This window comes from Pseudomonas sp. IPO3778, from assembly GCF_013386825.1.
Classification (GTDB): domain Bacteria; phylum Pseudomonadota; class Gammaproteobacteria; order Pseudomonadales; family Pseudomonadaceae; genus Aquipseudomonas.
The window spans coordinates 42,951-68,880 of the sequence record NZ_JACARC010000008.1; the positions used below are offsets into that span (position 1 = coordinate 42,951).

General features: G+C 57.7%; 36 protein-coding genes and 1 pseudogene. 3 read left to right on the forward strand and 34 right to left on the reverse strand.

Annotated features, from left to right (window positions below; all coding sequences use genetic code 11):
• Positions 1 to 438: 438 nt before the first annotated feature.
• From HX855_RS02205 to HX855_RS02245, 9 genes are all read right to left on the reverse strand, one after another.
• On the reverse strand, positions 439 to 957 hold the full coding sequence (locus HX855_RS02205; protein WP_177085175.1) for a lysis system i-spanin subunit Rz: 519 nt from the start codon (positions 955 to 957) through the stop codon (positions 439 to 441).
• Positions 954 to 1,382, reverse strand: a complete 429-nt coding sequence (locus HX855_RS02210; protein ID WP_177085177.1) for a structural protein — start codon at positions 1,380 to 1,382, stop codon at positions 954 to 956. The genes HX855_RS02205 and HX855_RS02210 overlap by 4 nt, the downstream gene beginning before the upstream one ends.
• A 167-nt stretch (positions 1,383 to 1,549) precedes the next feature.
• Positions 1,550 to 2,032 carry a phage tail assembly chaperone gene (locus HX855_RS02215; protein WP_177085179.1) on the reverse strand — a complete coding sequence of 161 codons (483 nt, stop codon included), beginning with the start codon at positions 2,030 to 2,032 and terminating at the stop codon, positions 1,550 to 1,552.
• The gene (locus HX855_RS02220; RefSeq protein ID WP_177085181.1) at positions 2,032 to 3,012 is read right to left on the reverse strand and encodes a hypothetical protein; all 981 of its coding nucleotides are present in this window, start codon (positions 3,010 to 3,012) and stop codon (positions 2,032 to 2,034) included. The genes HX855_RS02215 and HX855_RS02220 overlap by 1 nt, the downstream gene beginning before the upstream one ends.
• Positions 3,013 to 3,020: 8 nt before the next feature.
• Positions 3,021 to 3,617 carry a YmfQ family protein gene (locus HX855_RS02225; protein WP_177085183.1) on the reverse strand — a complete coding sequence of 199 codons (597 nt, stop codon included), beginning with the start codon at positions 3,615 to 3,617 and terminating at the stop codon, positions 3,021 to 3,023.
• A 5-nt stretch (positions 3,618 to 3,622) separates the two neighbouring features.
• The gene (locus HX855_RS02230; protein WP_177085185.1) at positions 3,623 to 4,750 is read right to left on the reverse strand and encodes a baseplate J/gp47 family protein; all 1,128 of its coding nucleotides are present in this window, start codon (positions 4,748 to 4,750) and stop codon (positions 3,623 to 3,625) included.
• A gap of 60 nt (positions 4,751 to 4,810) precedes the next feature.
• Positions 4,811 to 5,254 (reverse strand): phage GP46 family protein, encoded by a 444-nt coding sequence (locus HX855_RS02235; protein WP_177085187.1) that lies wholly within the window; start codon positions 5,252 to 5,254, stop codon positions 4,811 to 4,813.
• Positions 5,251 to 5,835 carry a phage baseplate assembly protein V gene (locus HX855_RS02240; RefSeq protein ID WP_177085195.1) on the reverse strand — a complete coding sequence of 195 codons (585 nt, stop codon included), beginning with the start codon at positions 5,833 to 5,835 and terminating at the stop codon, positions 5,251 to 5,253. Before HX855_RS02240 ends, HX855_RS02235 begins: the two co-directional genes overlap by 4 nt.
• Entirely contained in the window at positions 5,828 to 6,931 is a 1,104-nt protein-coding gene (locus tag HX855_RS02245) for a phage baseplate assembly protein (protein ID WP_256352981.1), read from the reverse strand. The genes HX855_RS02240 and HX855_RS02245 overlap by 8 nt, the downstream gene beginning before the upstream one ends.
• Positions 6,932 to 6,970: 39 nt before the next feature.
• Here HX855_RS02245 and HX855_RS02250 point away from each other — a divergent pair, with 39 nt between their 5' ends.
• Positions 6,971 to 7,498, forward strand: a complete 528-nt coding sequence (locus HX855_RS02250) for a hypothetical protein (protein WP_177085199.1) — start codon at positions 6,971 to 6,973, stop codon at positions 7,496 to 7,498.
• A 12-nt stretch (positions 7,499 to 7,510) separates the two neighbouring features.
• On the opposite strand, the gene HX855_RS02255 is transcribed toward HX855_RS02250, so the two are convergent.
• From HX855_RS02255 to HX855_RS02265, 3 genes are read right to left on the reverse strand one after another with little or no spacing between them, the layout of a single operon-like run.
• A complete protein-coding gene (locus tag HX855_RS02255; protein ID WP_177085201.1) occupies positions 7,511 to 8,230 on the reverse strand; it encodes a phage antirepressor N-terminal domain-containing protein in 720 nt (239 codons plus the stop codon).
• Positions 8,227 to 9,258 (reverse strand): BRO family protein, encoded by a 1,032-nt coding sequence (locus tag HX855_RS02260; RefSeq protein ID WP_256352982.1) that lies wholly within the window; start codon positions 9,256 to 9,258, stop codon positions 8,227 to 8,229. Before HX855_RS02260 ends, HX855_RS02255 begins: the two co-directional genes overlap by 4 nt.
• Positions 9,233 to 9,409 carry a hypothetical protein gene (locus tag HX855_RS02265; RefSeq protein ID WP_177085203.1) on the reverse strand — a complete coding sequence of 59 codons (177 nt, stop codon included), beginning with the start codon at positions 9,407 to 9,409 and terminating at the stop codon, positions 9,233 to 9,235. The genes HX855_RS02260 and HX855_RS02265 overlap by 26 nt, the downstream gene beginning before the upstream one ends.
• 146 nt (positions 9,410 to 9,555) lie before the next feature.
• Here HX855_RS02265 and HX855_RS02270 point away from each other — a divergent pair, with 146 nt between their 5' ends.
• On the forward strand, positions 9,556 to 10,014 hold the full coding sequence (locus tag HX855_RS02270; protein WP_177085205.1) for a helix-turn-helix domain-containing protein: 459 nt from the start codon (positions 9,556 to 9,558) through the stop codon (positions 10,012 to 10,014).
• Positions 10,015 to 10,139: 125 nt separating this feature from the next.
• Here the strand turns inward: HX855_RS02270 and HX855_RS02275 are convergent, their stop codons facing one another.
• The 18 genes and pseudogenes from HX855_RS02275 to HX855_RS02355 form a co-directional block, all read right to left on the reverse strand.
• Positions 10,140 to 11,228: a hypothetical protein gene (locus HX855_RS02275; protein ID WP_309139798.1), complete on the reverse strand. Its 1,089-nt coding sequence runs from the start codon at positions 11,226 to 11,228 to the stop codon at positions 10,140 to 10,142.
• A 9-nt stretch (positions 11,229 to 11,237) separates the two neighbouring features.
• Positions 11,238 to 11,360, reverse strand: a pseudogene (locus HX855_RS33715) (DNA circularization N-terminal domain-containing protein); the annotation flags it as partial.
• Entirely contained in the window at positions 11,317 to 11,550 is a 234-nt protein-coding gene (locus tag HX855_RS02280) for a DUF2635 domain-containing protein (protein ID WP_177085207.1), read from the reverse strand. The gene HX855_RS02280 and the pseudogene HX855_RS33715, both read right to left, overlap by 44 nt.
• A gap of 2 nt (positions 11,551 to 11,552) precedes the next feature.
• Positions 11,553 to 12,239, reverse strand: coding sequence for a phage tail protein (locus HX855_RS02285; protein WP_177085209.1), 687 nt, complete (start codon positions 12,237 to 12,239; stop codon positions 11,553 to 11,555).
• Positions 12,239 to 12,589 (reverse strand): hypothetical protein, encoded by a 351-nt coding sequence (locus HX855_RS02290; RefSeq protein WP_177085211.1) that lies wholly within the window; start codon positions 12,587 to 12,589, stop codon positions 12,239 to 12,241. The genes HX855_RS02285 and HX855_RS02290 overlap by 1 nt, the downstream gene beginning before the upstream one ends.
• 2 nt (positions 12,590 to 12,591) lie before the next feature.
• Positions 12,592 to 13,635 (reverse strand): major capsid protein, encoded by a 1,044-nt coding sequence (locus tag HX855_RS02295; RefSeq protein ID WP_177085213.1) that lies wholly within the window; start codon positions 13,633 to 13,635, stop codon positions 12,592 to 12,594.
• A gap of 66 nt (positions 13,636 to 13,701) precedes the next feature.
• Positions 13,702 to 14,397: a head decoration protein gene (locus HX855_RS02300; RefSeq protein ID WP_177085215.1), complete on the reverse strand. Its 696-nt coding sequence runs from the start codon at positions 14,395 to 14,397 to the stop codon at positions 13,702 to 13,704.
• A 35-nt stretch (positions 14,398 to 14,432) separates the two neighbouring features.
• Positions 14,433 to 15,113, reverse strand: coding sequence for a hypothetical protein (locus HX855_RS02305; RefSeq protein ID WP_177085217.1), 681 nt, complete (start codon positions 15,111 to 15,113; stop codon positions 14,433 to 14,435).
• A 30-nt stretch (positions 15,114 to 15,143) separates the two neighbouring features.
• Positions 15,144 to 16,007 carry a S49 family peptidase gene (locus HX855_RS02310; protein ID WP_177085219.1) on the reverse strand — a complete coding sequence of 288 codons (864 nt, stop codon included), beginning with the start codon at positions 16,005 to 16,007 and terminating at the stop codon, positions 15,144 to 15,146.
• Entirely contained in the window at positions 16,004 to 17,662 is a 1,659-nt protein-coding gene (locus HX855_RS02315; protein WP_177085221.1) for a phage portal protein, read from the reverse strand. Before HX855_RS02315 ends, HX855_RS02310 begins: the two co-directional genes overlap by 4 nt.
• Complete coding sequence (gene gpW / locus HX855_RS02320) at positions 17,662 to 17,916, reverse strand: gpW family head-tail joining protein (protein WP_177085223.1); 255 nt, start codon at positions 17,914 to 17,916, stop codon at positions 17,662 to 17,664. The genes HX855_RS02315 and gpW overlap by 1 nt, the downstream gene beginning before the upstream one ends.
• A 9-nt stretch (positions 17,917 to 17,925) precedes the next feature.
• Positions 17,926 to 19,899, reverse strand: coding sequence for a phage terminase large subunit family protein (locus tag HX855_RS02325; RefSeq protein WP_177085224.1), 1,974 nt, complete (start codon positions 19,897 to 19,899; stop codon positions 17,926 to 17,928).
• The gene (locus tag HX855_RS02330; protein ID WP_177085226.1) at positions 19,886 to 20,425 is read right to left on the reverse strand and encodes a hypothetical protein; all 540 of its coding nucleotides are present in this window, start codon (positions 20,423 to 20,425) and stop codon (positions 19,886 to 19,888) included. The genes HX855_RS02325 and HX855_RS02330 overlap by 14 nt, the downstream gene beginning before the upstream one ends.
• Before the next feature lie 133 nt (positions 20,426 to 20,558).
• A complete protein-coding gene (locus HX855_RS02335; protein ID WP_177085228.1) occupies positions 20,559 to 21,230 on the reverse strand; it encodes a hypothetical protein in 672 nt (223 codons plus the stop codon).
• Positions 21,231 to 21,537: 307 nt separating this feature from the next.
• Entirely contained in the window at positions 21,538 to 21,708 is a 171-nt protein-coding gene (locus HX855_RS02340; RefSeq protein WP_177085230.1) for a hypothetical protein, read from the reverse strand.
• 10 nt (positions 21,709 to 21,718) lie between these two features.
• Entirely contained in the window at positions 21,719 to 21,994 is a 276-nt protein-coding gene (locus tag HX855_RS02345; RefSeq protein ID WP_177085232.1) for a hypothetical protein, read from the reverse strand.
• Positions 21,995 to 22,201: 207 nt separating this feature from the next.
• A complete protein-coding gene (locus HX855_RS02350; protein WP_256352983.1) occupies positions 22,202 to 22,516 on the reverse strand; it encodes a phage holin, lambda family in 315 nt (104 codons plus the stop codon).
• Positions 22,517 to 22,764: 248 nt separating this feature from the next.
• The gene (locus HX855_RS02355; RefSeq protein WP_177085236.1) at positions 22,765 to 23,103 is read right to left on the reverse strand and encodes a hypothetical protein; all 339 of its coding nucleotides are present in this window, start codon (positions 23,101 to 23,103) and stop codon (positions 22,765 to 22,767) included.
• Between the two features lie 538 nt (positions 23,104 to 23,641).
• Here HX855_RS02355 and HX855_RS33755 point away from each other — a divergent pair.
• Positions 23,642 to 23,839, forward strand: coding sequence for a carbon storage regulator (locus HX855_RS33755; RefSeq protein ID WP_177085238.1), 198 nt, complete (start codon positions 23,642 to 23,644; stop codon positions 23,837 to 23,839).
• A 208-nt stretch (positions 23,840 to 24,047) separates the two neighbouring features.
• Here HX855_RS33755 and HX855_RS02365 read toward each other — a convergent pair whose 3' ends face one another.
• The 4 genes from HX855_RS02365 to HX855_RS02380 form a co-directional block, all read right to left on the reverse strand.
• Positions 24,048 to 24,641, reverse strand: a complete 594-nt coding sequence (locus HX855_RS02365) for a hypothetical protein (RefSeq protein WP_256352984.1) — start codon at positions 24,639 to 24,641, stop codon at positions 24,048 to 24,050.
• A 3-nt stretch (positions 24,642 to 24,644) separates the two neighbouring features.
• Positions 24,645 to 24,965 (reverse strand): hypothetical protein, encoded by a 321-nt coding sequence (locus HX855_RS02370; protein ID WP_177085675.1) that lies wholly within the window; start codon positions 24,963 to 24,965, stop codon positions 24,645 to 24,647.
• Between the two features lie 2 nt (positions 24,966 to 24,967).
• A complete protein-coding gene (locus tag HX855_RS02375; protein WP_177085240.1) occupies positions 24,968 to 25,180 on the reverse strand; it encodes a hypothetical protein in 213 nt (70 codons plus the stop codon).
• 2 nt (positions 25,181 to 25,182) lie between these two features.
• Positions 25,183 to 25,930: site-specific integrase (locus HX855_RS02380; protein ID WP_177085241.1), on the reverse strand; the 748-nt coding region annotated here is incomplete at its 5' end.

The following is a 25,930-nucleotide window of genomic DNA, read 5'->3' on the forward strand; positions in this document are numbered from 1 at the left end:
TCACGTGGGGAGGGTCGGATCATTGAATTTAATTCTGATCAATAGCCCTGACGTGCCCGTGGCACTCCCGAAGCAAGATCACGGCACCGCCTGGAATAATTTTCGGATATTCTGCGTAGAATTTTCGTGACACATGCCGCCTTGCGATTTTGCGCAAGCTGAAAAATTAGGCGAGCTTCCACGAAGCAAGGTTGACAAAGCCCGGAATCCGCCCTGATCCACATTTCCCACATGAATTGAAGTCATGCTAATTTTTCTGATCTGAAATTAAGGATGGTGATGGGCATAGATATGGCGAATTCAGGGCATCCTTACTCAGCTATAGAGTAGATGACTATTGACACTGCAAAGACCCAGGCAGAAATAAACAACACTGCCAGCCCCAACTGGTAATAGTCCATCGCCCTCTCCTTGCGCCTCTCCAAACCCATTCAAAGCTTAGCGCAATATTTCCCTGACATATGCCTGGCACGCCCGCAGAGCGATCACGGCGTTATCCCCGTCGTCGGAGATGGCGATAATTCGTTGAGCATGCGCTGGGTCAAGTTGGGCTCTACGGGCTGCATGAACCACGCCGACGGCGCCGGGGGCGGAAGGCACGTCGCAGCCACTGGCTGAATCCGTGGCGTCGAGAAGGACTGACAGCCGCAGATCAGAAGTGGCAAGGCGATCACGCAGAGTTGCTTGGCTACGTTGAGCATTGGAAAGCTCCAGGGAGTGTTGTTGGTCGGAGGCGGCCAATTGCTGCTCGGTGGCCAGTCGTTTGTCCTGCTCGGCGCGGGCCTGGGCGGCGGCGGCATTGGTGATCGCAGTCAGGTCGTCCTGGTGCAGTTCGTCCTGCTTGGCGAGTTGCTTGCCGAAGCGCCAGTCCTGCACCTCCCAGGTCACGGCGGCGGCGCCGGCCATCAGCACGAGGGTCAGCAACACCAGCGCGGCCAGCTTATGGACGGCCGTCATACCCGAGCCCGCCGCAGGCCTTCTGCGAGCACGGCATCCGGGTAGGCGTAGTCGGCGTTCTCCTGCGCGATGATGCTGGTAATCAGAACGCCCAGCACAACAGGGTCGGTGATGCTCGGGATCTGATCATCCGGCCCCAGGCCACAGCGCTGGGCCACGGTGGCGATGTATGCAGCAGTATCATTCTCGTTCCCGGGCGCATACGGGGTGATGATGGCGCGCACCGTGGTCCGAGCGTACTTGTTGAAGTAGACCTGCAGCAGCTTGCCCAAGGCGCGAATACCATTCTCGGCGCAGTCGAAGCGACAGAAGCGCGACTCAATAGCAGGGTCGTACGGGAGCTGGCCCTGCCAGTTGTTGGCCTGGCTAAAGTCGATGTTGCCAGGATTGCAATTTCGGATACCGCGGGGAATTGGAACGGTCATTGGGCAAACTCCAGTCGTAAAAAAACCGGCACTGGGCCGGCGTTCGGGAGGATCGGCAGCAACTGCTGCTCAGTGATTGACATGGGTTTCTCCGGACATAAAAAAACCGCTCAAGGCGGCTACTGGATGAGGCACTGTTGTTGTCACTGCTAAGTAGGCGGTGCGGTTCACGCGGATGAGGTAGGAGCTTCCTCGGCGGCGGCCAGCCAGCCCGGAGCGGCCGGCTTGGTAGCGTCGGCAGGGAAATCAGTCACGGCTGGCCAGTCGCGCAAAGCCTGGCGATAAACCAATAGCGCCGAAAACTGGTCAGCGGTCAGCGTGGTGGCCGCGCCGGCCTCCACTTGGTCGCGATGTCGATCGACAAGCCACTGACTCACCGAAATTTCACCGTCTCGCCAGGCGCGCGCCGTGGCCGCTAGCTGCTCATCGCTGGGGACCGGGTCGGCATAGTCGGTGACGCTGGCCCCGGCCGCGATGTCGGCCAGGACCTGTTGATACACCTCAGGCGTGTCTTGCTCGGTGACATGGAACGGGTAGCCGTTGAGCGTGACGGTGTAGCTGTTGTCCTTCCGGCGCTGAATGTCCCCGACCTGGGCGGCTGGTGCCACCGGCTCGACGTATTCGGTTACCGCGTCTTCCTGCTTATCCATTACTGAATTCTCCAGGCAAAGCCTTGACTGTTGGAACTGCCCACCGCCATGCCTCCGGCAACAACACCCGCCGCGGCACCCAGGGCGGCGCCGCTCCCGTTGTAGTTCGTCACGTAGTACGCCCAAGTGCCGCCAGCGGGCACCACCGGACTACTGCCAGACAGCTGCACCCAGATACCGCTGGCAGGCTTGAGGAAGGTTGCCGCCGAGTGGCACAACGAACCGTTTGACGTGACGTCGCCCGCGTCGACTTTGGCGTAGTTGCCGCTAGCGTCGCGCACCGCTACGCCTGAAGTCCCCCCGACATGCACCAGGGAGGTCGCCGTGACCGTCGTTTCAAACTTGATGCCCGACACCGCGCCAGCCCCGACGGTAGGGTTGGTGATGCGCACCCCGGCCGTAGAAACGCTTTGCCCGGCGGTGTTGATCACCACAAATCCATCGATCTGGCCGCCGCTGGTGTCCAGTTTCGTCGCCAGGGCCGTATTGATTTGCGTCGCGGTGTAGGTGTCAGAAATACCGTAACCGGCGAGGGTCGTTGCCTCGTCCGCCTTCTTCTCGAGATAGGCGTCCACTTGTGAAGCTGTATAGGCATCTGTAATGCCATAACCGGCCAAAGTAGTTGCCTTGTCCGCCTTATTCTCGAGATAGGCGTCTACTTGTGAGTTTGTATAGGCATCTGTAATGCCATATCCGAAAATCGTTGTCGGCTTATTTCCAATACTCCCCCAGGATGAGTTCGACCCGGCGATTTTGGAGATTGCAAGAGCCAGTTGATTGTATTGCCCCTTCTCAGGCGTTATGCCGGCCGAGGACAAGACATTCAACGTCTCCATCATCAGCGTATTCATGAATTCGGCGGTCAAGATCGTCGCCGAAGCCCCGGTGGCCGGATTGCCGTCGGTGAAGTATCCAGGTGGCCCGGCTGGAGTAGGAGCCGGAATAGCCGACACGGCCGTTGAGTTATCGATCTGAAACATCTATGACCTCACGAATAATGGAACTGCAAAATGGTGTGCGCGGGCTTGGCCTGCGACAGCTCACACTCGAGCACTGCGTTACCCCACGAAGTGAGGGGTTCACCAGCGGCTGCCTGGCCGACCCGAAAGTGGTTGATGGTGTTGAGCTGGCTGTTGATGGCCCAGGCAAAGAACCAATCCTCACCACCCAATTGCTGCCCGCAGACGCTTTGCCCGCAACGAAACGGGGCGTATTGCGTAACGGTCACGGTGTAGCCAAGGCCCTGGGCGAACGACTGGAAGAACTGAGCGGACTGTCCACCGCTGCTGGAAAATCGCGCAACCACCTGGTTCCGGCGCCCCTGAAAGGTCGGAGACATCCCGGCACAAGGATCGGGAAGCCCAAGCGTGGCTTCCCACTCGGGTAAAAAGTTGATGGTCGATGCGGGGAACAGGTCTTCAAGCAAATTCAACGCTGAGTCGCTTATCCGTGTGAACGTCGGCGCAAAACATGACACGGCCTGCGCCTGGACACTGCTTAAGTCTTTCGGCCAAACGCGCCCGCGGGGCAACAGGCCAAGCAGCGCAGATGTGAAGTCGGCGTCGGTGAATGATGGTTTGGACATGGCAATCAGCCGTAAGTAATGGTGCCAAGCGTTGGCAGGTGGCCGAGGGTGTTGGGGATGTTTGCCACAGGGGACGTGATTACAAACCCTTGTGTCCCCGCGATCGCTGAAATGGCTGCGCCCACATCCGAGATGTCGACAGATGAGCCATCGGCCAGCGGTGCGCCTTGGTCGAACAGAACTCCCGAAACTGCGGCTGCTACAGCGGCCCGGATTGCTGTTGATGCGCCAGTGAGCCCGGTGATCGTAAAAGCGATCGGCGCAGCAATCGGCGCGCAGTGGTAGACCATGGCGGTCACCGGCTGCTGGATGTAGACGCTGTTCGCGATGATTAACTGATCGCCGGCGGCAAGATTTCCAGAAGTGGCTCGGTTGTCGCTCGAGGAGATGCCGTTTGTGCCTTGGGGAAAGCCACCATAAGCCGCGTTGGCGTCATCAAGCATCGAATACACCACCACGGTGCCGGCACCAAACCCGTTGGGCATGCACCATGCGCGAGTGACGCCTGAGACGCTCTCGGCCCAGGTCACATAGTCGCTGTGAGATCCGCCATTGGGAGTGCTCTGGTAAGCCGCCAGCATGCGCCCGAAGAATGCCTCGTCTTCCTCCTGATCTGCGCCGCCGGTGATAACGGCGGTAACCGCACCGGTGGATTGCACGCCGGTGACGGAAGTGCCCAAGGTCATCAGGCCGCCCACAGGGGTATTCCCTGCCTCTCCCGCCAAGTCCGCCACCACCGCCACCACCAGGGTTCCCCCAGGGCTGACAGTCGCTGACGCCTGCGTCGTGAACGTCTCAGAATCGCTTCGCACCACCTGAGTGCCTGCAGAAACTATAACCCCGGGCGTACCTGGGAACGTAACGGCACCCGCCGCAACCGTCGGCGGTTTCGGGTAGACATTTTTCATGGCTCCCCAGGCATAGAGGTACTCGCCAGAGGCTGTATAGGGCACGCCCTGTTTAGCAATCCAGTCGAGGTAGCCATAGTTGAGATAAGCCAGCCCGGCGACAGCCTTGCCGGTGATCTGCAGGTTGGAAAAACGCAGCAGCCCATCGGCCGTCGGCAGGCCTGAGGTGATATCGGCGGCAACATTAGCGCGCAGATCAGTGAGCGTGGGTCTGGTATACGGCATCGGCGGGAAACTCCAGGCAAAAAAATACCCGCTCAGGGCGGGTCGGCGGCCAGCAACAAATCAAACCTGGCTCCACGCCCAGTTGAATTGGAGTGGAACCACAGAACCGTCCTGACGCGTGATGGTGATAAGGCTGTTTAACTGGCTGCTACTCGCGATGGCGGTGGCCACGCTTACCCCCAGAGCCACTTGATCATCAATGAGCCACTTCAGTGCTTCCTCGATGTAAATCTTTGCGGTGTTGACCACGGCGGGAGTGAGTTTTGATCGATCCAGCAGCCACAGCCTGGAGCCAATCAGGACGTCCTCACCAGCATCCCCCCACCAGCCACGGAGGTCATTTCCGCCATCCGGAGGAACGTCGTCGTCATTGGCCTGGCGGTCGGTGAATAAACTGATCAACACAGCACTGGTCAGGTCATCACCGCTCGCCAGCGCGCCCCCACTGATCGACCAATCGCCATTGCCCGTACTCGAGATCCAGGTGGTGCTGATGTCGGTCATTGTTGAGGGCTCGGCGTGACGGTGCCAGGACCGTTGGTGTGCTGATTGAACAGCGCCCGATCGGCAGCCATGCTGCGCACGCCATCGCTGACCTGGCCGGCAACCTGAAGGTCGCCGCTGCACTTGACCAGCGGGGTCACAAAATTGATTTCATCCGCGGCGTTAATTGTGACCTGGGTGGCGTTGTTGATCGTGACCGGAGAGTTCTTGGCCTCGATGACAATCCCTCCATCCTGGGTCAGGTAAACCGACTTACCCGCCAGGTCGTAGAGCATGGACTCGCCAGCCAAAAGGTTGACCGGCCGACTCGCCTGGTGACCGGTGGCCACGACAACGCCCTTGGAACGGTCGCCGCCCAAAAACACCACGAGCACGTCGGAACCGTCGGGTGGCACGGAGGTAAAGCCAAACTCAGCGATACGCGGGGTATCGTCCCGCGTTTCTGAGTCGTTGAGCTTCACCTGCAGCAGCTGTGCCGTCTTGCCGTCATTGGCAAAGGACACCCTCGCCCACCCAGCCAGAAGCTGAATACGGCGCTGGAGCCCTTGAAGCACGCTCGGTGTATCAACTCTGCTACCCATAATGCCCCTGTGGAACGTCACCCCAGAGCGGGGTTAGGTTGAGTGGTTGCGGCGTAAAGGCGGCGGGCGCCATCAACGTGAGCTCGGCAGTTGTGCCGGAGTCGTCATTCCGCAGAAAGGTGACCTCGCTAATCAACAGCACTGCCGAAGGAAGCTTCAGCCGCGGAAGCGAAACCGGCACCAAAGTATTCGGCTCCCACAAAGAGCCCGATAAGTCTCGCCAACTATCTACAACCACCTTAACGACCCTAGATCTTCCAAATCTGCGGGCCGACTCCCACACCGCGCGTTTCTCGGCGATATCGAGTCCCATACTTCCGCTCTCGGCAATAATCACCATTCGTCGATGACGTTTGACGTTTATGTCTGCCGCAGAATACTTAAGATTCCCAGCGGCTCCGACATCCATAAACAAATCAGTAGACTGCAAATACACGTCATACGCTGAGTAGTTCAGGTCAGCTGAATAATCTATATAGGCTCGCTGAACATTCATTCCTTCAGCAATACCGCTATCCAGTTGGCGAGTTCCAACTTGGGATAAAAACAAGCTGCCATCAGGTAAATCATAGGCCAGCACTGCCGAAAATCTGGACATACGCTCGATGATATCGAACGGACTTTCTCCAAGCATAATGTTGGTCTGCGGGATGATAGGCAGCAAGAACGATGAAACGTTGGTTGCTACAGCTATCCCTTCCGGAGCTCCGTCAGGCCTTGTTGGCCCGTACACAGCAGCGAGCTTCTGTGCGACCTCCAGGACAGTCGCATTGCTAATTTGACCGCCAGCCCACTCCGCGGCGCAGTCAACGAGATCCGAGCATTTCGAGCGGCCGTTGATTTGGATGGAGTGATCACTTGGCCCGATAGAGGGCACGTAGTGGTCGATATAACCCGTGACCACAGGTTCATCGCCAAGGCTTACCAGACAAACACTGCCTGGTTCAAGGAGGATATTATCCAGCTCGCCCGGGTAGAACTCCGTCATACCAATACTGAAGTCACTAGGAAGCCTTTCAATGCCGCGCGTCACACGTACGTCGGTCCATCCGCTGATGGTCAAATCACCTGAGGTTATGGTTAGATCGTCAGACATCAACAAGCACCTCGAAGCATAAGTAAATGGAGCATTTTCTTGAAAACCTGCCTTTTAGCTGCACTCCTGATGTCCGCGTCATACTCAGGTTTTTCAGCTGCTGACGACCTTTATATGGAAAGAAAGGGCGCGCCAGCTGTGACTACCTGTAATAACGCTGATGCATTAGCTACCGTAGCAGAGATAAGACAAAACAATATGACCTCTAGGGTTGATGAACTTAGAGAAATAGAGCTCACATCTAAGTGCTACACCGGAATGATGGGTGATGCTTCGTACACAATCCTAGACATCCAAAAAATCACAAAAAACGGTAAAACCTACAATATTACACACATATCCAGAACCACCATGAAAAGTGACCGTTACATTCTCTCCGAAGACTTGACCCCTTACGTGGACCCAACAAAATTTACGCTCGATACAAGTTGCAACCCAAACTCAATCGGCGGCCAGGTCAATCGAATGGAGGCCGACAAAGACGGTCGGCTCTACCTTAAAAAGTATATGGTCACTTCCAAATGCGTTAATGGTAAGAACACAGCAGTCTGGAAACCCCTGAATTGATCCAGAGGTAACTCACAGCATCTTCCGCAATCGCTCAACTGCGGCCTGGTTGTAGTGGAACGTTTCCACCTGCTTGCTGCTGTACCGAGACTTGTCCAAGCGAAACTCGCCGTATTGCTCGGTCTTCATCTCATTCTGATTTGCCAGCTTTCCGATCCGGTTGGCCGAAACCCCAAGCAGAGCACCGACCTCTCCGGCCAGCATCAGGTGCTCTTCGACCTTTGGTAGCGGAATCAGGCGCTGACCGAAAGCGAGCTCGCTGATGTGACTCAGTAAGGCTTGCTTGCTGGTGTCCCCCAAATTTGGAAGGTGGGCCAGGGCAAGCTTGCCAAACTCTACCGCTGAATCATTGGCCGGCGGTGGCATGGCCCTCGGATTTACGGCGTGCCCGTCGTTCCAGTATTGCCAGAGGGCGTCGTCGCACTCGTCCTGGAACTCTTCAATCTTTTTCCGAGACTCGGGATTCTTCATTCTGGCCGGCTCTAAGGTGCCCAACCATCCAGGGAGCTTCCTCAGCGGGATGCAGATTGACTCCTGCTCACCTCCCGCTGAAGGGGTTGCTATGACAGCAACACCATATCGGCGTTTCGAGGCATTCAGCTTTCTGGACTGATAGGACCAGTCAATACCCATGCCCTCGACCATCGGCCGCATCGGCACATATGGCTGCCCTTCATGATCGACAAGCTGGAGGTTCACCCCATGAAACGGAACGGTCATCAGGGCGTTCATGCTGCACCTTCCATGCTCACCGAGTAACGATGAGGCTCTTCAGCAGCCCGAGTGATTCCATGGATTCTTGCCAACAGATCCCCCACCTTGTTGCGGAGCGTGCGCACCTCCCACCATGCGCCTTCAACCTCATATCCGGCACGAGACAGTTCAGAAAGAATCAATTCGCATGGAGAGCTGAAGGCTTCGCGCAGGTCGCTCAGGCTGACGTCCAGCCATGCATTACCACCACCTAGAGGCTTCAGCATGCCTTCCCTTCGGGCAGCCAACGACTCGACTGGGAAATGGATATTTAGGTGGCGATCCGGCTTCTGCTTCGGCAACCATTCGCCCTCCAAGGCGTATGCAGCGATGAAGTTGCAGGCCTGCTCGAACTGACCTGCCGGAATCAGCTCGGTGCGTGGAACATTGAAGCGCGTGTGCAGGCGGCTGTGCATGGTCAGTGCGAAGCTCTGATATTTGTCCAGCGGAATCACTTTCGCTTTATCGCGGATCAGCCCCTTGATGACGTTCAGCTCGCTCATGCCGATCAGCTCATCCATAAGAGTGGACATCTTGCCGAGGTCCTCATAGCGACCATGCTTGCGGATCGCTGGAAGGACTTCAGCGGTCACCCACTTTTTGAAACGCTTGGCTTCGGCCTTGCGGCTTTTGAAGATCAGCGCATAAAGCCCTGACTCATTCACGATCAGCATTTCCTGCGCGCCGTAGGGGGTATTGACAGTGGCAATACCCTTCTCGTCTTCGTCCAGGCCGTCAGTTTCACGGTCCGCACGACCGTTCACGGCGAGAGATACGTTGGCGATTGCGAGAGATGCGCAGAGGTCTGCGGCTACGAACCACGGCTGATCATCAATCAGCAACGTGCGCACCTGCTGTTTGCCGAAATTGAACGGGATGACATTCGAAACGGTTGTGCTAATATCGCTCATGGCGATTTCTTCTCCGAAGTTGATCTCGTTTCCAGAAGCCTCAGTGTTCCCGCACTGGGGTTTCTTCGTTTTAGGCGCTTGCCTTTTCTCCAGCATCCTCTATCTCCTTCAGCTTCTTCAGCTTATAAAGCACCTCGCCAGTGAACGAGCGCACTGCCTGCTGCGCACCAGACTCCAGCCACTCCAACACTTCTGTGGGAAATTTTATCCCTCGAACCTTACCTTCTTGCCCCTTTGGTCTAGCCATTTATACCGCTCCACGTGCCTGACTTTAAAAAAGCATACAACTCAATATAAATCATGTAAACGCATTTTTAAGCAATATTTGAAAATTACTGCTGCGCACCTCATTATTCTTTCGCAATTCCTCCAGCACATCCGTGAGTCGCACACATGAGCTTTGCCTCCAACCTCCAGTTCCATCGTATGAAATCGGGCATGAATCAAAATCAGCTCGCAGAAGCTGTGGGGATAACGGCATCTCAAATTTCACGTTATGAAAATGGACTCGCTCATCCAAGAGTCGCCATGGCTCACAAGATTTCCGAAGCGCTTGGAGTTCCATTTGAGTTACTAACAGCTCATATAGATCTCGGCGGAAAGCCGAAGAACAGAAAAAATACGGGCCGCACTAAGCTTGAAGTGAAAGTGAGGAACGACGGAGACGTATCCACCCATCTGTCGCTGATGGATGAGGCCAGTCTGAGTCAGGCGATACAGGAGTTTCTTGATGACTACGTCCAAGAGGTGCTCGAGGATGAACCCCGTCTGCAGGAAGCCATTCGTACCTACAGGCTTGCTGAGGTCAAACTCCTGTTTGTCGGCAACCCAGAGGATGGCCCCGACAACTGATCCCAGATAGGGCTCGTGCCCGATAATTTAGGGTCCTTTGAATTCCCGGCCCGCCAGGCTTTTTCGTGCCTGCGTAAATCCTCTTAATACCCACCCATATCAACTACTGGACGCTGTCAGTCCGGTCACTTCGCCAGCGCCTTCACCGTGGTCGGCATAAACGCTGGATGAATCGGGTCGGCCTGTTGGATCAACTCGTCGGCCCTGGTGGAGTCGCGATAGAGCCGATTGGCCATGCTCAAGGCATTCATCGGCGTCCGGAAGGAAAACGTCTCCAGTCGCGGCAGAGTCGCACCGGTGGTGGTTAGAGCTTTGACCACCGCCTGGCGCAGAGCGACCAGGGCGCTGTAGCTTTCGTCATCACCGTTGTCGCCAGCTACCAACAACTCCGCATCAATAAACCCCGTTACCACCCCCATCGTGGTCATAGCCTCGTCGTAGGAGGTGGGCACATAGGTCGCTACAACCTGGCCGATAGCTGCCAGGGCTGCACGGCGTAGCAAGGCGCTGGTGGCGGCCTGGGCGACCTGGCGGGCGGCGCCAATGGCACCGGGACCACCAAAGGTGGCCGGGGTGTAGCTGGCCAGCGGCCCGAGCAAGGAAATGGCGCTACCCGGGTCGGCAATGCTGGCTACCAGCGCGCCCATGACACCTTGAACCGCATCGGTGAATACCTGCCCACTGCTCGCGTCCAGGTTTGTCGAAGCGTCAACGAGCGCATCCATCGCCGCGTCAACCGCCGCACGATTGGCCGTGTTATTGGCGATCAGATCGGCCATGGTCGCACTGCTGTTTTTGGCTTTTTTGCTCGTGATGAGCACGCTGCTGACGTTGCCGTTGGCGTATCGCCCAAAGTCACCGGTCATCAGGCTGGCCAAGCTGGTGATGCTGCGCACGTCGTGGGTGATACTCCCTACCAGCACCTGAAAATCCGCAATCACCCCCACCACCATCCCGACAATGGCTTTTCCGAACTTGATGACGCCCTCGACCACGTTAATCACGGCCGTGACCCCGCCGATTATCTTGCGGATGAAATCCAGCGCCGATGACACGCCTAGGGCATCAGCGAGCTTATCCAGCAAGGACCCGCTCGAGGTGGTGATTGAGGGGAACACCCGATCACCGGACTCAATGAAGACAATGCTGATCTCAAAATAGCGCCCCATGTCCCAGCGCTCGGTGACACTCAGGCCCTCAGCCGGCACGCTCACCTTGAGCGCACCCAGGGTCGGGTGGATTAAAGCCCCCGGCCCCGCAGCTTCAACCGCGGCAACCAGCGCGTCACGCTGCGCCAGAACGCTAACTGTCGCTCCCTTTGGGTGGTTCAGGGGTGTCAGGCTTATCGCCTTTAACGGCCGGTGGCTTTACTTCCACTACCGGCACCGGTTTCGGTGGTGTGAGCGTCACGTCATTACAGCGGAGCCGGCGAAGCCAGTAGAGGTCGTTGTCTGCGACCTCTCGACCTTCTTCCGGCAGGGCGTCACGTTTGACCGGGTCACGGACCAACAACCCAGGAAATGGATAAATGCGCATGATTACTCCTGCGGAAATTCGAACGAAAGACCGCCCTCTGCCCGACCATCAGGGCCAACAGTGCGCGGAGCCGGTGTAACTGCGCCAGGGAACGGCGAATCAGGATAGGTACCCGTGGGGTCGACGACGTTAATCAGGTCGCCAGTGACGTTGAACCCGGTCAGCGGCCCGATAGCCTGAACACCGGAGGCCGCCACTGGATCAAACGGAGGTTCATCTGTAGCACCTTCCCGCGGATAAAAATCCTCGGGGCCCTGGTAGAACTCCATGCCGACATCCATGACCAACTCGCCAATGTTTTGCTCGCCCTCGCCGTCCTCGCGCATATGGGAACGAATAAAGGGGAACTGCTGCAGCCTGCTCATCAGCGGAGGAAAGTTGATCACCGCCATTTCAATCTGACGCTTCATGTCCTCCAGCGCCAAGATCATTGCAGCGGCCGAGGCATTATCAGGGAGCGCCTTCACCTGTAGTCGAGCGCTGATCCGGATTGTCGCCGTCACGGTGAATTGCGGCCCACCTTGACGACCCAACGAGTCCTTGTCCTCCTCGGGCGCGTGCAACCAGATAATGGGGTAGCTGCCGCTCCATGTTGGCCAGGTCCTGGCTGCAAAAACATTGTTGCCGGCGGATGTCCCCGTTTTGAGGGCCTCTGCCGTGATTTGCCGTAGCTCGGAGGTGGTCGTCATCACATTTCACTCAGCATGAGCTTGGCCCACCCGTGGCTATCAGGACGAACATCCGTCACCACAAAGCGCTTGCCCACGCTTGGGATGTACACCTGATCATTTTGAGTGGGGGGAGGCTTAAAAAGGGCATCGAAAAGAGCGAGACGGACCCCCAGGACAGGCTTAGCCGAGTTGGCCCCGGTCAGCGGGTCAGAGAAATCAACGTCGCGATAAGCCGCATCAAAAACACCGTCGATGGGATATTTCGCGCCAAAGGCCGGATAAAACATCGGCTGCTTATCAGGGCCTTTTCCTTCGCCGAACACTTTCTCGATCGGTGCCAGCACGGCGCGATCCCAATCGACGGCCATGCTTATTTCAACTTCGCAGACATCAGAACTTCAGGGCGAGTGCAGATGTGCAGCGGGTAGCTGTACGCCTCGACCTTCCACCACATTTTGCGCTGAGTATCGAAGATCGGCAGGATGTAGACCGGCTTGCCCGGGGTATTCACCCACTCAAAGGTCTCGCCTGGCGCATAGGCAACCTCGAAGATACCTGGGGCACCTTTGGGGAAGAACTTCGCCTCGTTCGGCTTGACGCTGATGGTGGTTGCGTCATCGGAGCCGCGATAGTTGAACCAGTTGATACCGCCGAAGCGCATCGCCTGAAACGCATTGCCCTGACGCAGCTCTTCCGCCGCAGCCCAGTTGTAGTAGGTCCGAATCACGTCGGGGTGATTGGTCAACTGATCCCAGAAATCATCACCGACCAGTGCATAAACTTCTGTGGTCGGCAAAAACGCGCCCTGGGATTTGCGGGCCATGGTGCGCACGATGTTGTTGCACATCGGGCGGATGGAGTTCGGCTTGGTTGCCGAGCCATCGGCATTGAGAGTCAGGTCAAAGACGATGTCCTTCGGCTTATCGATGCCGAACTCCTGAAACCAGTCGAATTTCACTTCGCCGTCTGCGTCCAGGCACAAGCCCTGAATCGCCGCCAAGCGCTGGAACTCCCAGGTGTATTCGATGTTGCTGGTCAAACCGGTAGGGCCGTTGACCCGACGCGCGACCTCGGTCTCGATTTGCATCAGCTCCGTTTCACTGCCGAACGTACGGATGTTCTGGATTTCTTGAGCAGTGATGGTGTCGGAGTGCATCAGCCGCGGCACATCGAAGTAACGTGCTTGGCGCTTTTCAGTGGTGCGCTGAGTGCCCTCTTCGCCGCGATCCGAGAACGGGATCAGAACAAGCTTGCCCTGGCGCTGCTCAACAGCAAGAGCCGTAGTACGGATCGGGTTTGGCTCGAAAATTTCAAGATCGCCGATCCCGGTCGGCTTGAACGGGTATTTCTCGACAGCGGTGGTCAGGGCGATTTCGGAAAAAATGTCCTGCTGAAACACGTCCAATGAGGCCATGAAGGCAACTCCTAAAAACGAAAAAGCCCGCAGAAGCGGGCTTAGAAAAATGAGAAGGCAAGCGGATCAGCGCTGAACAACGCCCTGGCTTTTCAGCGCCACAATAGCCGCATCCTGCTGAGCGGCAGTCAATGAGGGGTCCCACACCAGCTCCGAGCCATTGACCTCGGCGTTACGGACAACCGCCGCTGCGGTTGCCGGGCCGTTGGTGGTGTCGGTCACGCGGTAAAGCAGCCCGTACGCAGCCACATCAGCCGACGCGCTGTTGAGCGGAGTCCAGCCACCACCGGTCTCAGCTACGACAATATTGAAACTGTCGCCGCTGACAAAAGCCGCCGAACCGGCGGCAACCAGGAAGCCAATACCCTGGGAGTTGAACACCGCCCCAACGGCACCGGGACTATCAGCCACGCCCTCCGCGCTGAGGTCAATCGTCCCGCCCTGAGCTGGGACCGGTTCACCATTGGGGTTCACGACCAAGAACTCAGTTTCCGAGGTCAAGGTGACGATGTAAGTGCCTGTGAGCGCCGGCGCCTGGGCAACTACGCCGGACATTGTGCCGTTACCGGTATTACCCGCTGTGGCCGTCCCGGTCGCGGTGTACGCCGAGGCGACATCAGCCAAGACAGTGCCCGCCTCGACCCGGCCAAAACCTTGATTGATTAGCACCTGATCAATCGATTGATGTCCGTTTGCGAGGGAAACGATGAAGCCGCCCGCGTGCCGCTGTTCAACCAGCGGCGTCTGTGGAACATAAGACATGGTCTATCTCCTGAAAATAAGTACGGGCGGGCCGATCAGCGACCGCGAACCTTGGACATGGCGCGATCCCAGTCGGCCTCAATCTCAGCCTTACGGCTAAGCGTTCGCCCACCTCCGGCACCCAGACTTGGATTCTTTGCCGATCGGGAATGGTTGGCAGTGCTTTCAGCCGGCGCATCACGCAGGGCAGCCAGCACCTGCTTGCGGGTCATGTTGGAACCGAACGCCAGGTTGGCCGCGAGCACTGGGTTGCGTGCGGCATAACGGGAACCGAAGATGGCGGCGCAGCGCGCACGCTCGCGACGACGAGCACTGGCAGCAGCGCTTTTGCCGTGCATTTCATCTTCGTCATCATCGTCTTCGGCGTCCGCATCATCGTCGTCAGCAGCCGCTTTGCCTTGGGCGCGTCGAGACGATTTCTTGTCATCTTCGTCTTCAGCATCGCCGTCATCAGCTCGGTCCTTCTCGTCAGATTCGTCGTCATCATCGCCAGTGTCTTCGCCGGCTTTAGCCTTCTTGGCTTTGCGTGATTTCTTGCTGTCGCCGTTATCACGATCCTGCTCGTCGCCGTCGTCCGGCTCGTCGTCATCTGCTCGAGCGTCCTTGCGCTCATCTTCATCGTCGTCAGCACGAGCCTTTTTGCCACGCATTGATCCAATACCGGCCAAATGGGCGAACGAAAGCGCGCTCGCCACGCTGCGGGAAAGCTTGGACATGTGAACCTCGGTTTTAAAGGAGTTGAAACGTCAGCCCAGCTCGGCGAGCAGGGAGCGGAATGCCTCGTCCGGTGCCATGACGGCATCGGCGAAGCCAATCTCGACGCCAGCGGCGCCTAGAAAAGTGGTGGCCTGGGTACTGCGTACAGCCTTGGCTGACATCCCCCGATTGCGGGCCACGGTGTTAACGAACAGTTCGCCCATGGCATCGACATCGGACTGATAACGCGACAACGCCGCATCGGACAGTGGCTTCGAATCCGCCCCGTCAGCCTTGCGATCACCGTAGTGGATCAGCGTCACATTCACGCCGGCGGCACCGAGGGCTTTCGACATATCAACGTGCATGCAGATGACGCCGACACTGCCTGTACCCCCGGTACGAGGTACAACGATGTAGTCGCAAGCGCTCGCAAGTGCGTAGGCCGCTGAGTAGGCACTTTCGGTCAAAATGGCCCAGACTGGCTTTTTCCCCCGAGCCTTAAAGATCGAGTCAGCCAAGTCAAAGCAACCAGCTACCTCACCACCTGGACTGTCAATATCCAGGACGATGGCTTTAACTTTCCTGTCATCGAGGGCCATGCTGAGGCAGGCGCGCAGGCCGTCATAGCCGGTCATGCCGCTATAGGGATGCAAGGTGCCAAGCTTCTGCACCAGGGTGCCGGTCACAGGGATGATCGCCACCCCCTGCACCACTTCATAGGCGCGGTCTTCCGCCGGCTCGCCGATATCGCCATCCCAGTCATCCAGCGCCACCACCCGGCCGTCAGCATGAAACAGTCGAGCGAGGCCGAAACGGTCCGCCAACGCGGCCATCACAATTTCGGCCTTCTGCGGGGTGATCGCCAGCGGCACGTTGAAGAGCTTCTGGGCGAGGTGTGGGTAATTGGTCATTGTGCTGTTGGCTCTTCTTCAGGTGTCGAGGCGTTTGTAGCGTTGTCACCGAACCAGTTCGGCGGGGGCAGACCGGCCTCCTTGAACGCTTTCACTTCGGCGGCGCGCTGCTGGATGACCTCTTCGTAATCAAGGCCTTGCTCTGCGCATTCACGCTTGAGCGTGGACAAACCGGCATCCATGCCGAGGATCGCGCCCTGCTTCTCTTTGACCGGATCGACCCAACCCCGCGCGACACCCAGCCAATCGCACCGGGAGTAAGCCGTTCGGGCCTCGGCAAAGTCAGGGGCACCATTGGGCAATGGCAGTTCGTTGCGATCCATCGCCTCCTGCAGCCAGCATGCATAGGCCGGCGTAGCCGTTCCGGTTTTGAATTCGTGGTTTCGGCGCGTAAGTGTTTTCCAGCTTTCGAGCAAGGCAGCCCGGGCGCTGGAATAGTTGGTTTTCGACCAATCCTGCGTAATCTGCTCGGCGGAAATGCCCGAGGCCGCCGCGAACGTACGCGACATCTCGGCGGCGAATTCACCAAAGCCGTTATGCGGGTGAGCAGCGCCCACCGAGGTAATCGCTTCGCCCGGCGCCAGGGTGGGAATACGAGCACCGGATAACATCGCTGGCCGTTCATGGGCCCACTCGGCTCGCATTCCCTGGTAAGCAGAAAGCTCATCACCACCGTCCAGCGCTTCTGCCACTTGCGCCGGGTCGTAAGGGCTTGTGACGTAGGTGCCGAACGTCGCAGCGATTGTCGCGGCCTGCAGTTCAACACCGTAATACCGTGCCAGCATCTTGAAACGCGCCAGCACAGGGGTGAAAACGCCTACACCTCGGTTTTGCCCTGCGCGGTCATGTTCGAAATCGTGGATAACGCGGCGCCAGCCGTCCTCGTCTTCCCGCTCGACCCGCTCCCAGTCCATGCTCTCTACAGAGTTGTACCAGTCGTTTTGGTGAGCCTTGCGGATGTGATAGGCCAGCGGCACGCCGTGATCATCGATCTCGACACCACCACGCATGTACTTGCTGTCGACCATCTGAAAAGGGTTAGAAAGCCGATCCGGGTCGACGATCATGAACGCAGTAGCATAGGTTGCCCGGCCATAGCCAACCCGCTCCGGCATCCAGTAGCTGACGATCAGCGAGTCACCATCAATGAGCTTGTGGCGAAGCGCCAGGCGAAGCTGCTGTGAAACGGTCAACTGCCGAGACACATCGTTGTAACGGCCGATATCGTCGGCGTACCCCCGCCAAAGTGCTTCGGCCGCCCGGCGGTACTCTTCTGCCCAGACCGCGTCAAACTTGCGGTTGCCAGTCATGGCGGCCAGGGCGCGATAGTCTGGGTTGGCCGACAAGCGCAAAGATGCGCCCACGGTGTTATCCAGAATGCGCGTGATGCCGCCGGCGGCCAGACCATCGTTGCGTACCAGATCACGATGGCGCGCCACCATCCGGTCGCGGAACTGGTTGATTTCCGCGTCAGGCGATCGAATCCAGGGCAGCCAATCGCCCATTTCCTGCGTGGACCAGTTCGAGGCCTCGTAAGGAAAAACCGACTGCCCCGCCATTCCCTCAGTACGGAGCGTGGCATTACCTGTAGCCTTCGGCGGCAGTGGCATCAGGGGCCGCCCGCGAGAGTCGAGGATTACCGATTCAATTGTCATCAGAACACCGGCCGTATTGCGCGGCGCCGGCGCATGCCCAAGGCATACAACAGCGCGTTGATGTGAGCCTGCAACGCGCCGATATCGGCACGGGTGTAAGTCACCGATTTGGTGCCGTCGCCCTGGGTGTAGCTGTACGACTCGCCCTTGGCACCAGTACTCAGGTCGTGAAGCGCCTGCTGCGATTCGGCCAGCCATTGCTGCAAGGTCGCCGGTGGGACGCCACTGAAGTTGTTGAGGCGTGGTGTAAACACAGGACTCTCCTACGCCATTCGTGAAATCGACGATCGCTTTGGTTTTGGTTTCGCCTGGGAGGCGTGTTGTGCGGCAGCCGCGGGTATAAAGGCCATCTGTTCAGCCGGTGGCAGGTGCTCGATCGTCAGCGGGATGTGAACCCCAAAAGAGGCGGCCAAGTCCTCTGCTCGTTTGTTGAGCTTCAAGCCCATGTGCATCAGCCCGCATAGGGCCGCGTAGGCATAAACCCGGCAGTCGAGAGCTTCGTTGGCCCTGCCGTTTGGCAGCTCCCAGACGCGATAGACCTGTCCACCGGACGTTTTACGAACCGAGCGTTCCGACGTTAGCTGAGCGAAATAGTTGATGTCACGACTGACCGGGAAGTGCATGTAGCCAGGTCCGGCTTCGACCAGGTGCAATCGGGACCTGACCGAGTCCTTCGCCGCGTTGACACCAATAATCACCGGCCGAAACGACGACTTGTTGCGTTTGCTCGGTGTTTTTGTAGGCCAGACCGGCGAGCGTTTACCGCCCACCGCTGACTCGCCTCTGATGGCCCAGACGCGGCGGCCTATACGAGCCTTGGAGAAGTTGTAGACTTTCTGCGTATGATGGTTGCTGCCGGAATCGTGACACACCGCCATGACTTCAAAACCACGGCCATCCGCCCGGTACCAGATCCGTTTCAAATACGCGTCAAGCCGGTTCCAGATATCAGGCGTCTCCATATCGCCCGAAATAACCTCGAAGTCGATGGACCAGCTCTCCTCGTTCATCCCCCAGCCCACTACTTCACATTCGAAGCGGTCGCCCTGAGTGTCGACGCCAACCGTAATCACGGCGACCCCGTCCGGCACCTCGGCGGACCAGACCTCGCAGCGCGCTACCAGTTTGTCTTCCTGCAGGGCTCGATCACCACGATCCTCATAGTCCTCGCCCAGCACCAGGTTGATGAAGGTCTGACGGGCCAACGGATCGTCTTTTACCCGTAGCCATTCGGTAACCAGGTTTTCCCAGCAAGCATTCGAGAACAGGCTGTAACCCGCCCAGATGTGAAAACCAGCGTGACCGGCGAACGGCTTGCTGGCTCGCCACTCACCCGCCGCCACCATGTCCGGTTTATCGACATCACGGATCACGCAGCCAGTCACCCGGCAGACGTAGAACACCGTTTCCGGCAAGCCGATGCCGGCTTCGTTGGTATCCCACTTGATGCCATACGGTGTGTCTGGCCCGCCCCACTCCAGATATTGCATTGCACCGCAGTGCGGGCACGGAACGTAGTAGCGACGCTGGTCGCTTTCTTCCCAACTACGATCGATTCGGCTCGAGCCTTTCACCGTAGGGGTGCTCCCAAGAACAATTTTTCGGTTCCAGAAGGTCTCGGCACGCTTGGTGCCCAGAGCAACCTGGTCACCTTCGGTACCGGCCCCGCCGACCGGGTAACCGTTGACCTCGTCGAACAGGATGATCCGCGCTGTGATACGCCGAAAACCGCCAGGGGAGTTCGCACCAACCAATGAAAGGCTCGCGCCATTCAAGAAGGTCTTTTTCAAGATCGTCTGGTTACTGCTCTTCGCCTTCACATCGCCCGTCAGTGCTGCCAACACCGAAGTGTCGCGCAGCATCGGTGATACCTCGGTCTTGCTGTAGTCCTCGGCATCCTCGACGCGAGGCTGAACCATCAAAATTGGCGAGGGGTCCTGATGGATGAAATAGCCCACCACATGGTCGAGAATCTTGGTGTACCCGACCCGCGCCGACTTCTTGACCGTGACGAAGGTGACCGCCGGATCGGTGATCGCATCCATGATGCCGTTCTGGTAGGCAAACGCTCTGAAGCGTCCGGTCTGCGCGCTGGTCTCTTTGGACAGCACCGCATAGCGCTCCGCCCACTGGCTGAGTGTCAGCTTGGGTGGGGGCTGAATGTTCTTGAGTCGAGCAGCACGCAGTTCACAAGCGAGGGAGTCCAAGCCACTGGCATATCGGCTAGGCTCCTCCATCACTGACTAATTCCTCAAGGGCTTCCGTGATCAGCTCCTGCAGAACGTCCTGCACTTCAGTCACGGTTTTAAGCCGGTGAATGCGCGGCGCCTGTTCTGCCGGAATGGCCAAGAGACGGGTACGCACTTGTGAATACTCTCTACCGACCGCGGCAGCGACATCTGCCACCAGCACCACCGCGCCGGACTTCTGGTCGTACTCAAGCTGATTGAGCAGAGCCAGGTAGTTTTCTTTTACCCGCTTCGCCTCCTCCAGCGACATGTTGGCGCCGCCAATGGAAAGGATGCGTAGCGCTGCCTGCTCATTAGTTTCCCCCGCGAGCGGATGAGGTAACGCGTTACCCCCGTTACCCTCGGAGTTACCCTTAAGGCCCGCTGCGCGGTACTTTTTCAGGTACGAATCAGTAGCCTCAACATCGACCCCACCATCAGCCAAAACCAGCTTTCCATCCCGTTTCCATTGGGTCACGGTCTTTTTACTAACGCCGCGCAGGCGTGCGTATTCCGCCTGGGAGACGATTGCCATGCGTTACCCTCGTTACCCAAATTTCAAAATTTTTTAGCTAGAGAAACAGCGCGGCGTGCAATGCCCTCGATGTCGAGGGTCCCAGGAGGGACCCATGCAGGGGGGGGTACCCCCAGCCCTCACGTCGCGCCAGTCAGCGTGCGGACGCTAGGGCCTTGGCCATAGCCTCACCGAACACTGCGTTGAACCGGCGATCTACCAGAACCTTTGCTCGGCTCCGATAGTTCAACCTCTTGTTCACGGCGAGCGAGTCGCCGAAGCGGATCAGTAGTTTCAAGTGCCCAGGTAATGCAGCGACTGCTGCGCGCCCTCGTCTTGCACCTTTGCCATTCTTCGGCGGTACACGCTGCCAAACACCATTGACGATGCCCGACTTGGTTTTCACGGGACCAATGAAGATGTCCTTCCGGGCCTTCAATCGATCTAGCACCCCACGCGGCAACTGGCCGTACTGGTCGAGCTTGATGTCCTTCGGGTTGAGAATCGCCTTACTGGTACCGGGCAATACGTGGTTGCCGCCATCCTCATACGGCTCGAGATATTTCGCGGCGATCGGCCTGACGAATACGCTCGCCTTAAGCGTGTCCTTACGAGCGCCTTGCACGCCGACCGACTTCTGAGTGAATGGCCGGGGCTTCTTGAAGGTGGAGGCGATGTTCTGGATCTCGTCAGCCTGAACCTCTTTGGCCAGGGCCGTCAGCGCCTGTGCGGTAGCAAACCCGATCTGTTTATAAGCCAGAGCGGATAACGCCTTGGACAACTCCTTGACGTTGGCACGAACTGAAATATCTAAAGGGCTCGCCATCAGGACTACTCCGTTGCAGCAGGCGTTGCGCGCAGCGTCTCAAAAGCTAACTTGACCGCCTCGGCGCACGCTGTTGCTTCCGAGGTCAAGTGAGCGACCTGGCATGCAGCCAAACGCGACTCAAGAACTGCGGATAGTGTGGACTCCACAACGTCTGGCACCGCTATGAGTGATTCCCCGATCAGCCCACACGGTAGGCTGTTGGTTGGATCGGCTGATTCAGGCTTAGCCATGTTGTCATGACTCCGTCAAAGGTCTTCTTTGGAATGGCGCCGGCACTGGGCCTGGCGCCCTAGGGTGAAATCTTTCAGATGGTCTTGCGAGCCAGGGCGACAGCTTCATCCCACAGGGTCGGGAGCTCGTAGCCAACGGCACTGAGGATCTTTTCCAACTTGTCGACGATGTCTGGGGCTGGAGCATCTGGGGCAGCCGGTGCGGCTTGGTCCGCGTCATCAACCAAGAGGGTTTCATCAGGCATGTCGTTCCCCTTAGATCTTCTTGGCCAGTGCGATGAGGTGATCCCACTCGGCCTCGATGTTGTGGCCCAGGGTCAGCAGCAGAGCCTTGAGGGTGTCGGTATTTACTGCCGGCTCGACAGGAGCTGCGGCAACAAGCGCGGCAGCAGATGCCGGTGAAGGTGTAGCAGCAGGTGCTGGTGCGGCAGCAGCAGATGCAGCAGTGGTTTCGTCAGTCATGGTTGGAACCTCAGTGAATAGCTTCGCAAGCCATGCGAAGGATGATTTCAGGAATTTAGGGATTTTCATGGTTGCCTCCCTCAGGGGGCGCTTCGGACAACACTCGGACGACAGCAACACCGATGCCTAGCACCATGTTGATGACTGCGTAGATCAATGGGTTGACGGTACCCTGGAAGACGGTCCAGCCGATTGCGCAGGCGTTAAGCACCGCGCAGGCAAGAGCGAGGCGAACTGACCAGAGCCTGTGCCATCCGCTTGCGCCATCTATAAGTTTCATAGCTCGTCCGCCTTGCGCTCAGACCAACGCTTGCCAAGCAGGCGAACCTGGTCAACGCCAAGAATGCCGACGAACCCAGCAGCGAAGAATGACCAGCCAATGCTGAACCCGAACTCCTTTACCGTCAGACCTACGACCATCACCATCAGCGCGCCAAGAGTCGCCTCGATTAACTTGCGGACGGTGTTTGTTTCCTTCCCTTCGTACTGCACACGAAGAAAGATCAGCAGGAAGGTCAGCGCCATAGCCAGGCCGTTATCGCTCAGCGCAGCAAGGACGATCGCCCAGAAGGAAGGGTCTTTTTCGGGCATGATTTTCAATCCGAAGTCCTCCCTTCAGGGAGTAGGAAATAAAAAAGGCCGGTGTGAGCGGCCAAGTGCTGGGGAGTAGCGTTCAATTGAATCAGCCCCAGCAGCACTCCTAGCAAGAGCGATAGGTGTGGTGGAACCGAAAACGAAAAAGCCCCGCACAGTGGCGAGGCTTGGAATGGGTACAGATGGCCGGTGCATTCATCTGCATAAAGCAAAAAAACCGGCACCAGGGCCGGATTTCGAAGGCGTTACGCTCTAGGCGTGACGTTGCGACTTGCGGAGGCGGTATCAGATCCGCCAGCCAAGTCGTCAACGGGCCAAGCGGGCATCTTTTTACCGATTTCGGCGGCGCCTTCGACTATGGCTCGACGTTGCTTCTCGAATACATCGGGATCGTCCCAAGATATTCCGCGCTGAACAAGCGTCAGGTTCATCTTCAGCTCAACGGCAAGGTGCAGAGCATCATCGTTGTCGTGCAGTGGGTCCCAAACATTTGAGGTATATCCGTTTCGCCGGATGAAAGAGGAGCCATCGAACTTGACGCCGGCGGCTTTAGCCGCAAGTTCCAGCAATTCACGATCAGTCATAACCTGCAACCTCATCGTCTTGTTTTTACCCCATGCTACGCCACCTAATTCGTTAAGTCACCGGCTCGCTAGCGCTGTGGTGGAGCTGAAAACGAAAAAAGCCCCGCACAGTGGCGAGGCTTTGAAATGGGCGTCGGCGTGCAGCGCTACCTGTACTTTGGCGTCGGTGGGAGCCATCCCGCAGGGTTGCATCCGATTCCCTGCATAAGCCCGCTTGGGCTGCACCAACAAAAAACCCGACGCAGTGGTCGGGCTAGTCTGCGCGCCCTCGGCACACTGGGGTTAGAAGTTGGTAAGAGGGCTTGCAGAATCGTTGTTTACCATACCCGCTCAACCCACTACAACACGAATGTCACGCCACAGAGCAGTGTGACTTGTTGTTCCGAGATGGATCAAACGCCCGACAAATCAGGCAGGAGCTTTCCCTAGAAACAACAGGAATTTTCCCCGCAAAGAACGGAAATCTCCTGCATCTTTTTTTGCGGAACTTATGCGATTAATCCCTTGAGTATGAGCCAAAAATCAAAAGGGATATCCATTGCTAATTATCTCCCGTCGTCCACGCGAACGCCTGCGCATAGGCGATGAAATTGAAATCAAAGTGACCAAAGTCCAGGGCAACTCTGTGTTTCTAGGTATAACTGCTCCCAAACACATTTCGATCGCACGATCTGAGCTGAACAAGAAGTCCGCAGATGACAGCCCGATAGACTCCGTGGCGCATGACTTGGTTTAAGTCAGCTCCAACAAAACTCCCAGCCAAAGCAATGGGTGTGGTGGCGCCGAAAACGAAAAAGCCCCGCACACCGGCAAGGCTTTGAATGAGTGCAGATCCGCATAAAGCAAAATCCAAAAAGCCCAGCGCGATGACTGGGCTTAGTGATAGTTGCCGTAGGCAAAACTGTAACGATGGGAAGAATCATGCCTCAGCCGCACATTTGTCGTCAAGCAGCTATTTTCATTTCTTTTATCGCCAAAGAGACAGGCCCAAGAGCAAATTTATCCAGGTCGTTACAAGCGTTGAAGCAGGTCTGGACGAACTCCTGCCACTCCCTGTCCCAGTTCCTCGAATCCAGTTCGACATCAAGGATATGTAGCAGCCAGCCGCGAAAAGACTCAGGGGTTGGGCACGGGTCGATTCCTTCGCTCTGCCCTCCCTGATGCATGCGGTGGTACCGGAACAAAACTCCTACAGCGACCAGGCGAGCCTTCTCGAACTTCTTGGCGTACATCTGTGGCCCCATGGCATATGCGGCCCTGAACAGCGCCTCTTGCGCGTCATCCTTGTCGTCGTCGGTGGCGATTGGGCTGTACATGTAATTGCCGAAAGCCCTCAGATGAGCAGGAAGCGTGTCGATGGCTGACTGGATACGGGCCGACAGCGACTGATGCATCGCGTGCCGGCTGTTCACAGATTTCTCTGTCTTCTGCACCGAGCATCCGAGCATTCCGAGTTGCTCAATGTGAGCGCCTTGGGTATCCCATGGGGTGTAGAAGCAGTCATGCCAGGCCCGCCGTGCACTCTTGAGCTTCATCATTCACTAATCCCCCGTGTAATTGGTGGCACCAGGGCCACGGCGGTTGTTCCCGTTGTATTGGGCGGCCGGGCCGAGCATCGGCACATGGCGCTTCAATTGTTCGATCTGCTGGTCAGCAGCCTGGAGACGGATGCTCAGTTGCGTCACCAGCACCTCAAGCGGCAGCGCCTCACCGGATTCGGCGGTGACCCAGCCCGAGGCATTGCACTGCACGCAGGCCAGTTCGTGGAATACGCCACTGATCACCGCCCGACCACGGCATGCCGGGCACTTGGCCAGGTCCAGTTGGGCAGCGCGGAATGCTGGGCCGTGGGACTTCTTAATGGTCACTCGATCCATTCGCCATTCCCCCAAGTCAATGGATTGAACCAGCGCCAAGTCGGCACCCAGACCACCACCGTATCTCTCCAGCCCTGGCGCGATCCGCAATGACCGCAGAGTTTCAGGTCTTCAAACGAGTTGTAGAACTTGGCGGCGTAGCGGTCGATGCAGCAGATCGAACCGCAGGATTTGCAGGCAAGAGCGTGATGAAATGCCATTTTTAAACCTCGCCCTTAACAAATTGTGGTTCTGGCTCGCAGGCCCCGCCGTTCAAGGCGTCTACGATGTTTTGCGAATCTACATATCTAGCGCCTGTCTGCTCGTGAATCGACTTGAATCCACGCTCATCTAACCAGTCGTGCCACTTCACCAGCGCCAAGCGGCGCTGCTCTTTGGCCTGGGTGTTGATGTAGGTGGAGGCGATCTTGCCCAGCGAGTGGTTGAGCAGCATCTCGCCGATGTGGCCGTCTACGCCGAGGTCAGTCCAGGCGGTACGAGCTACCTTGCGCAGGTCGTGACTGGTCCAGGCGCCCTGCCCCAACCGGGTGAACACGGCGCTCGCCTGGTTGTCGCTCAGCGGCTTGCCACGGCGTGACGGGAACAGGAAGGCGCCCTCATATCCTTGGGCGGTCTGCCGGTCACGGTAGCGGCGCAGCAGTGCAACGACTTGGTCGGTCAGCGGCACCCGCAGCTCGGTCTTGGTCTTGGTATGGTCGGCCGGCAGGAACCACTCGCGCTCTGGCAGCGCAATGTCGGCCCAGCGGGATTGTCGGGTCTCGCCAATACGGGTGCCGTGGCACAGCATCATCAAGGCCAACATGGCGTCACCCGGCGCGCTGTCGAAGCGCTCGGCCAGCAGGCGCACCAGGTCCTGCAGCTGCACATCCCGCAACCGCGCCGGCTTGGGCAGAATGCGTGCCGTGGTGAAGTGGATGAACTTGAGCTCTGCCATCGGATTGACCGGTATC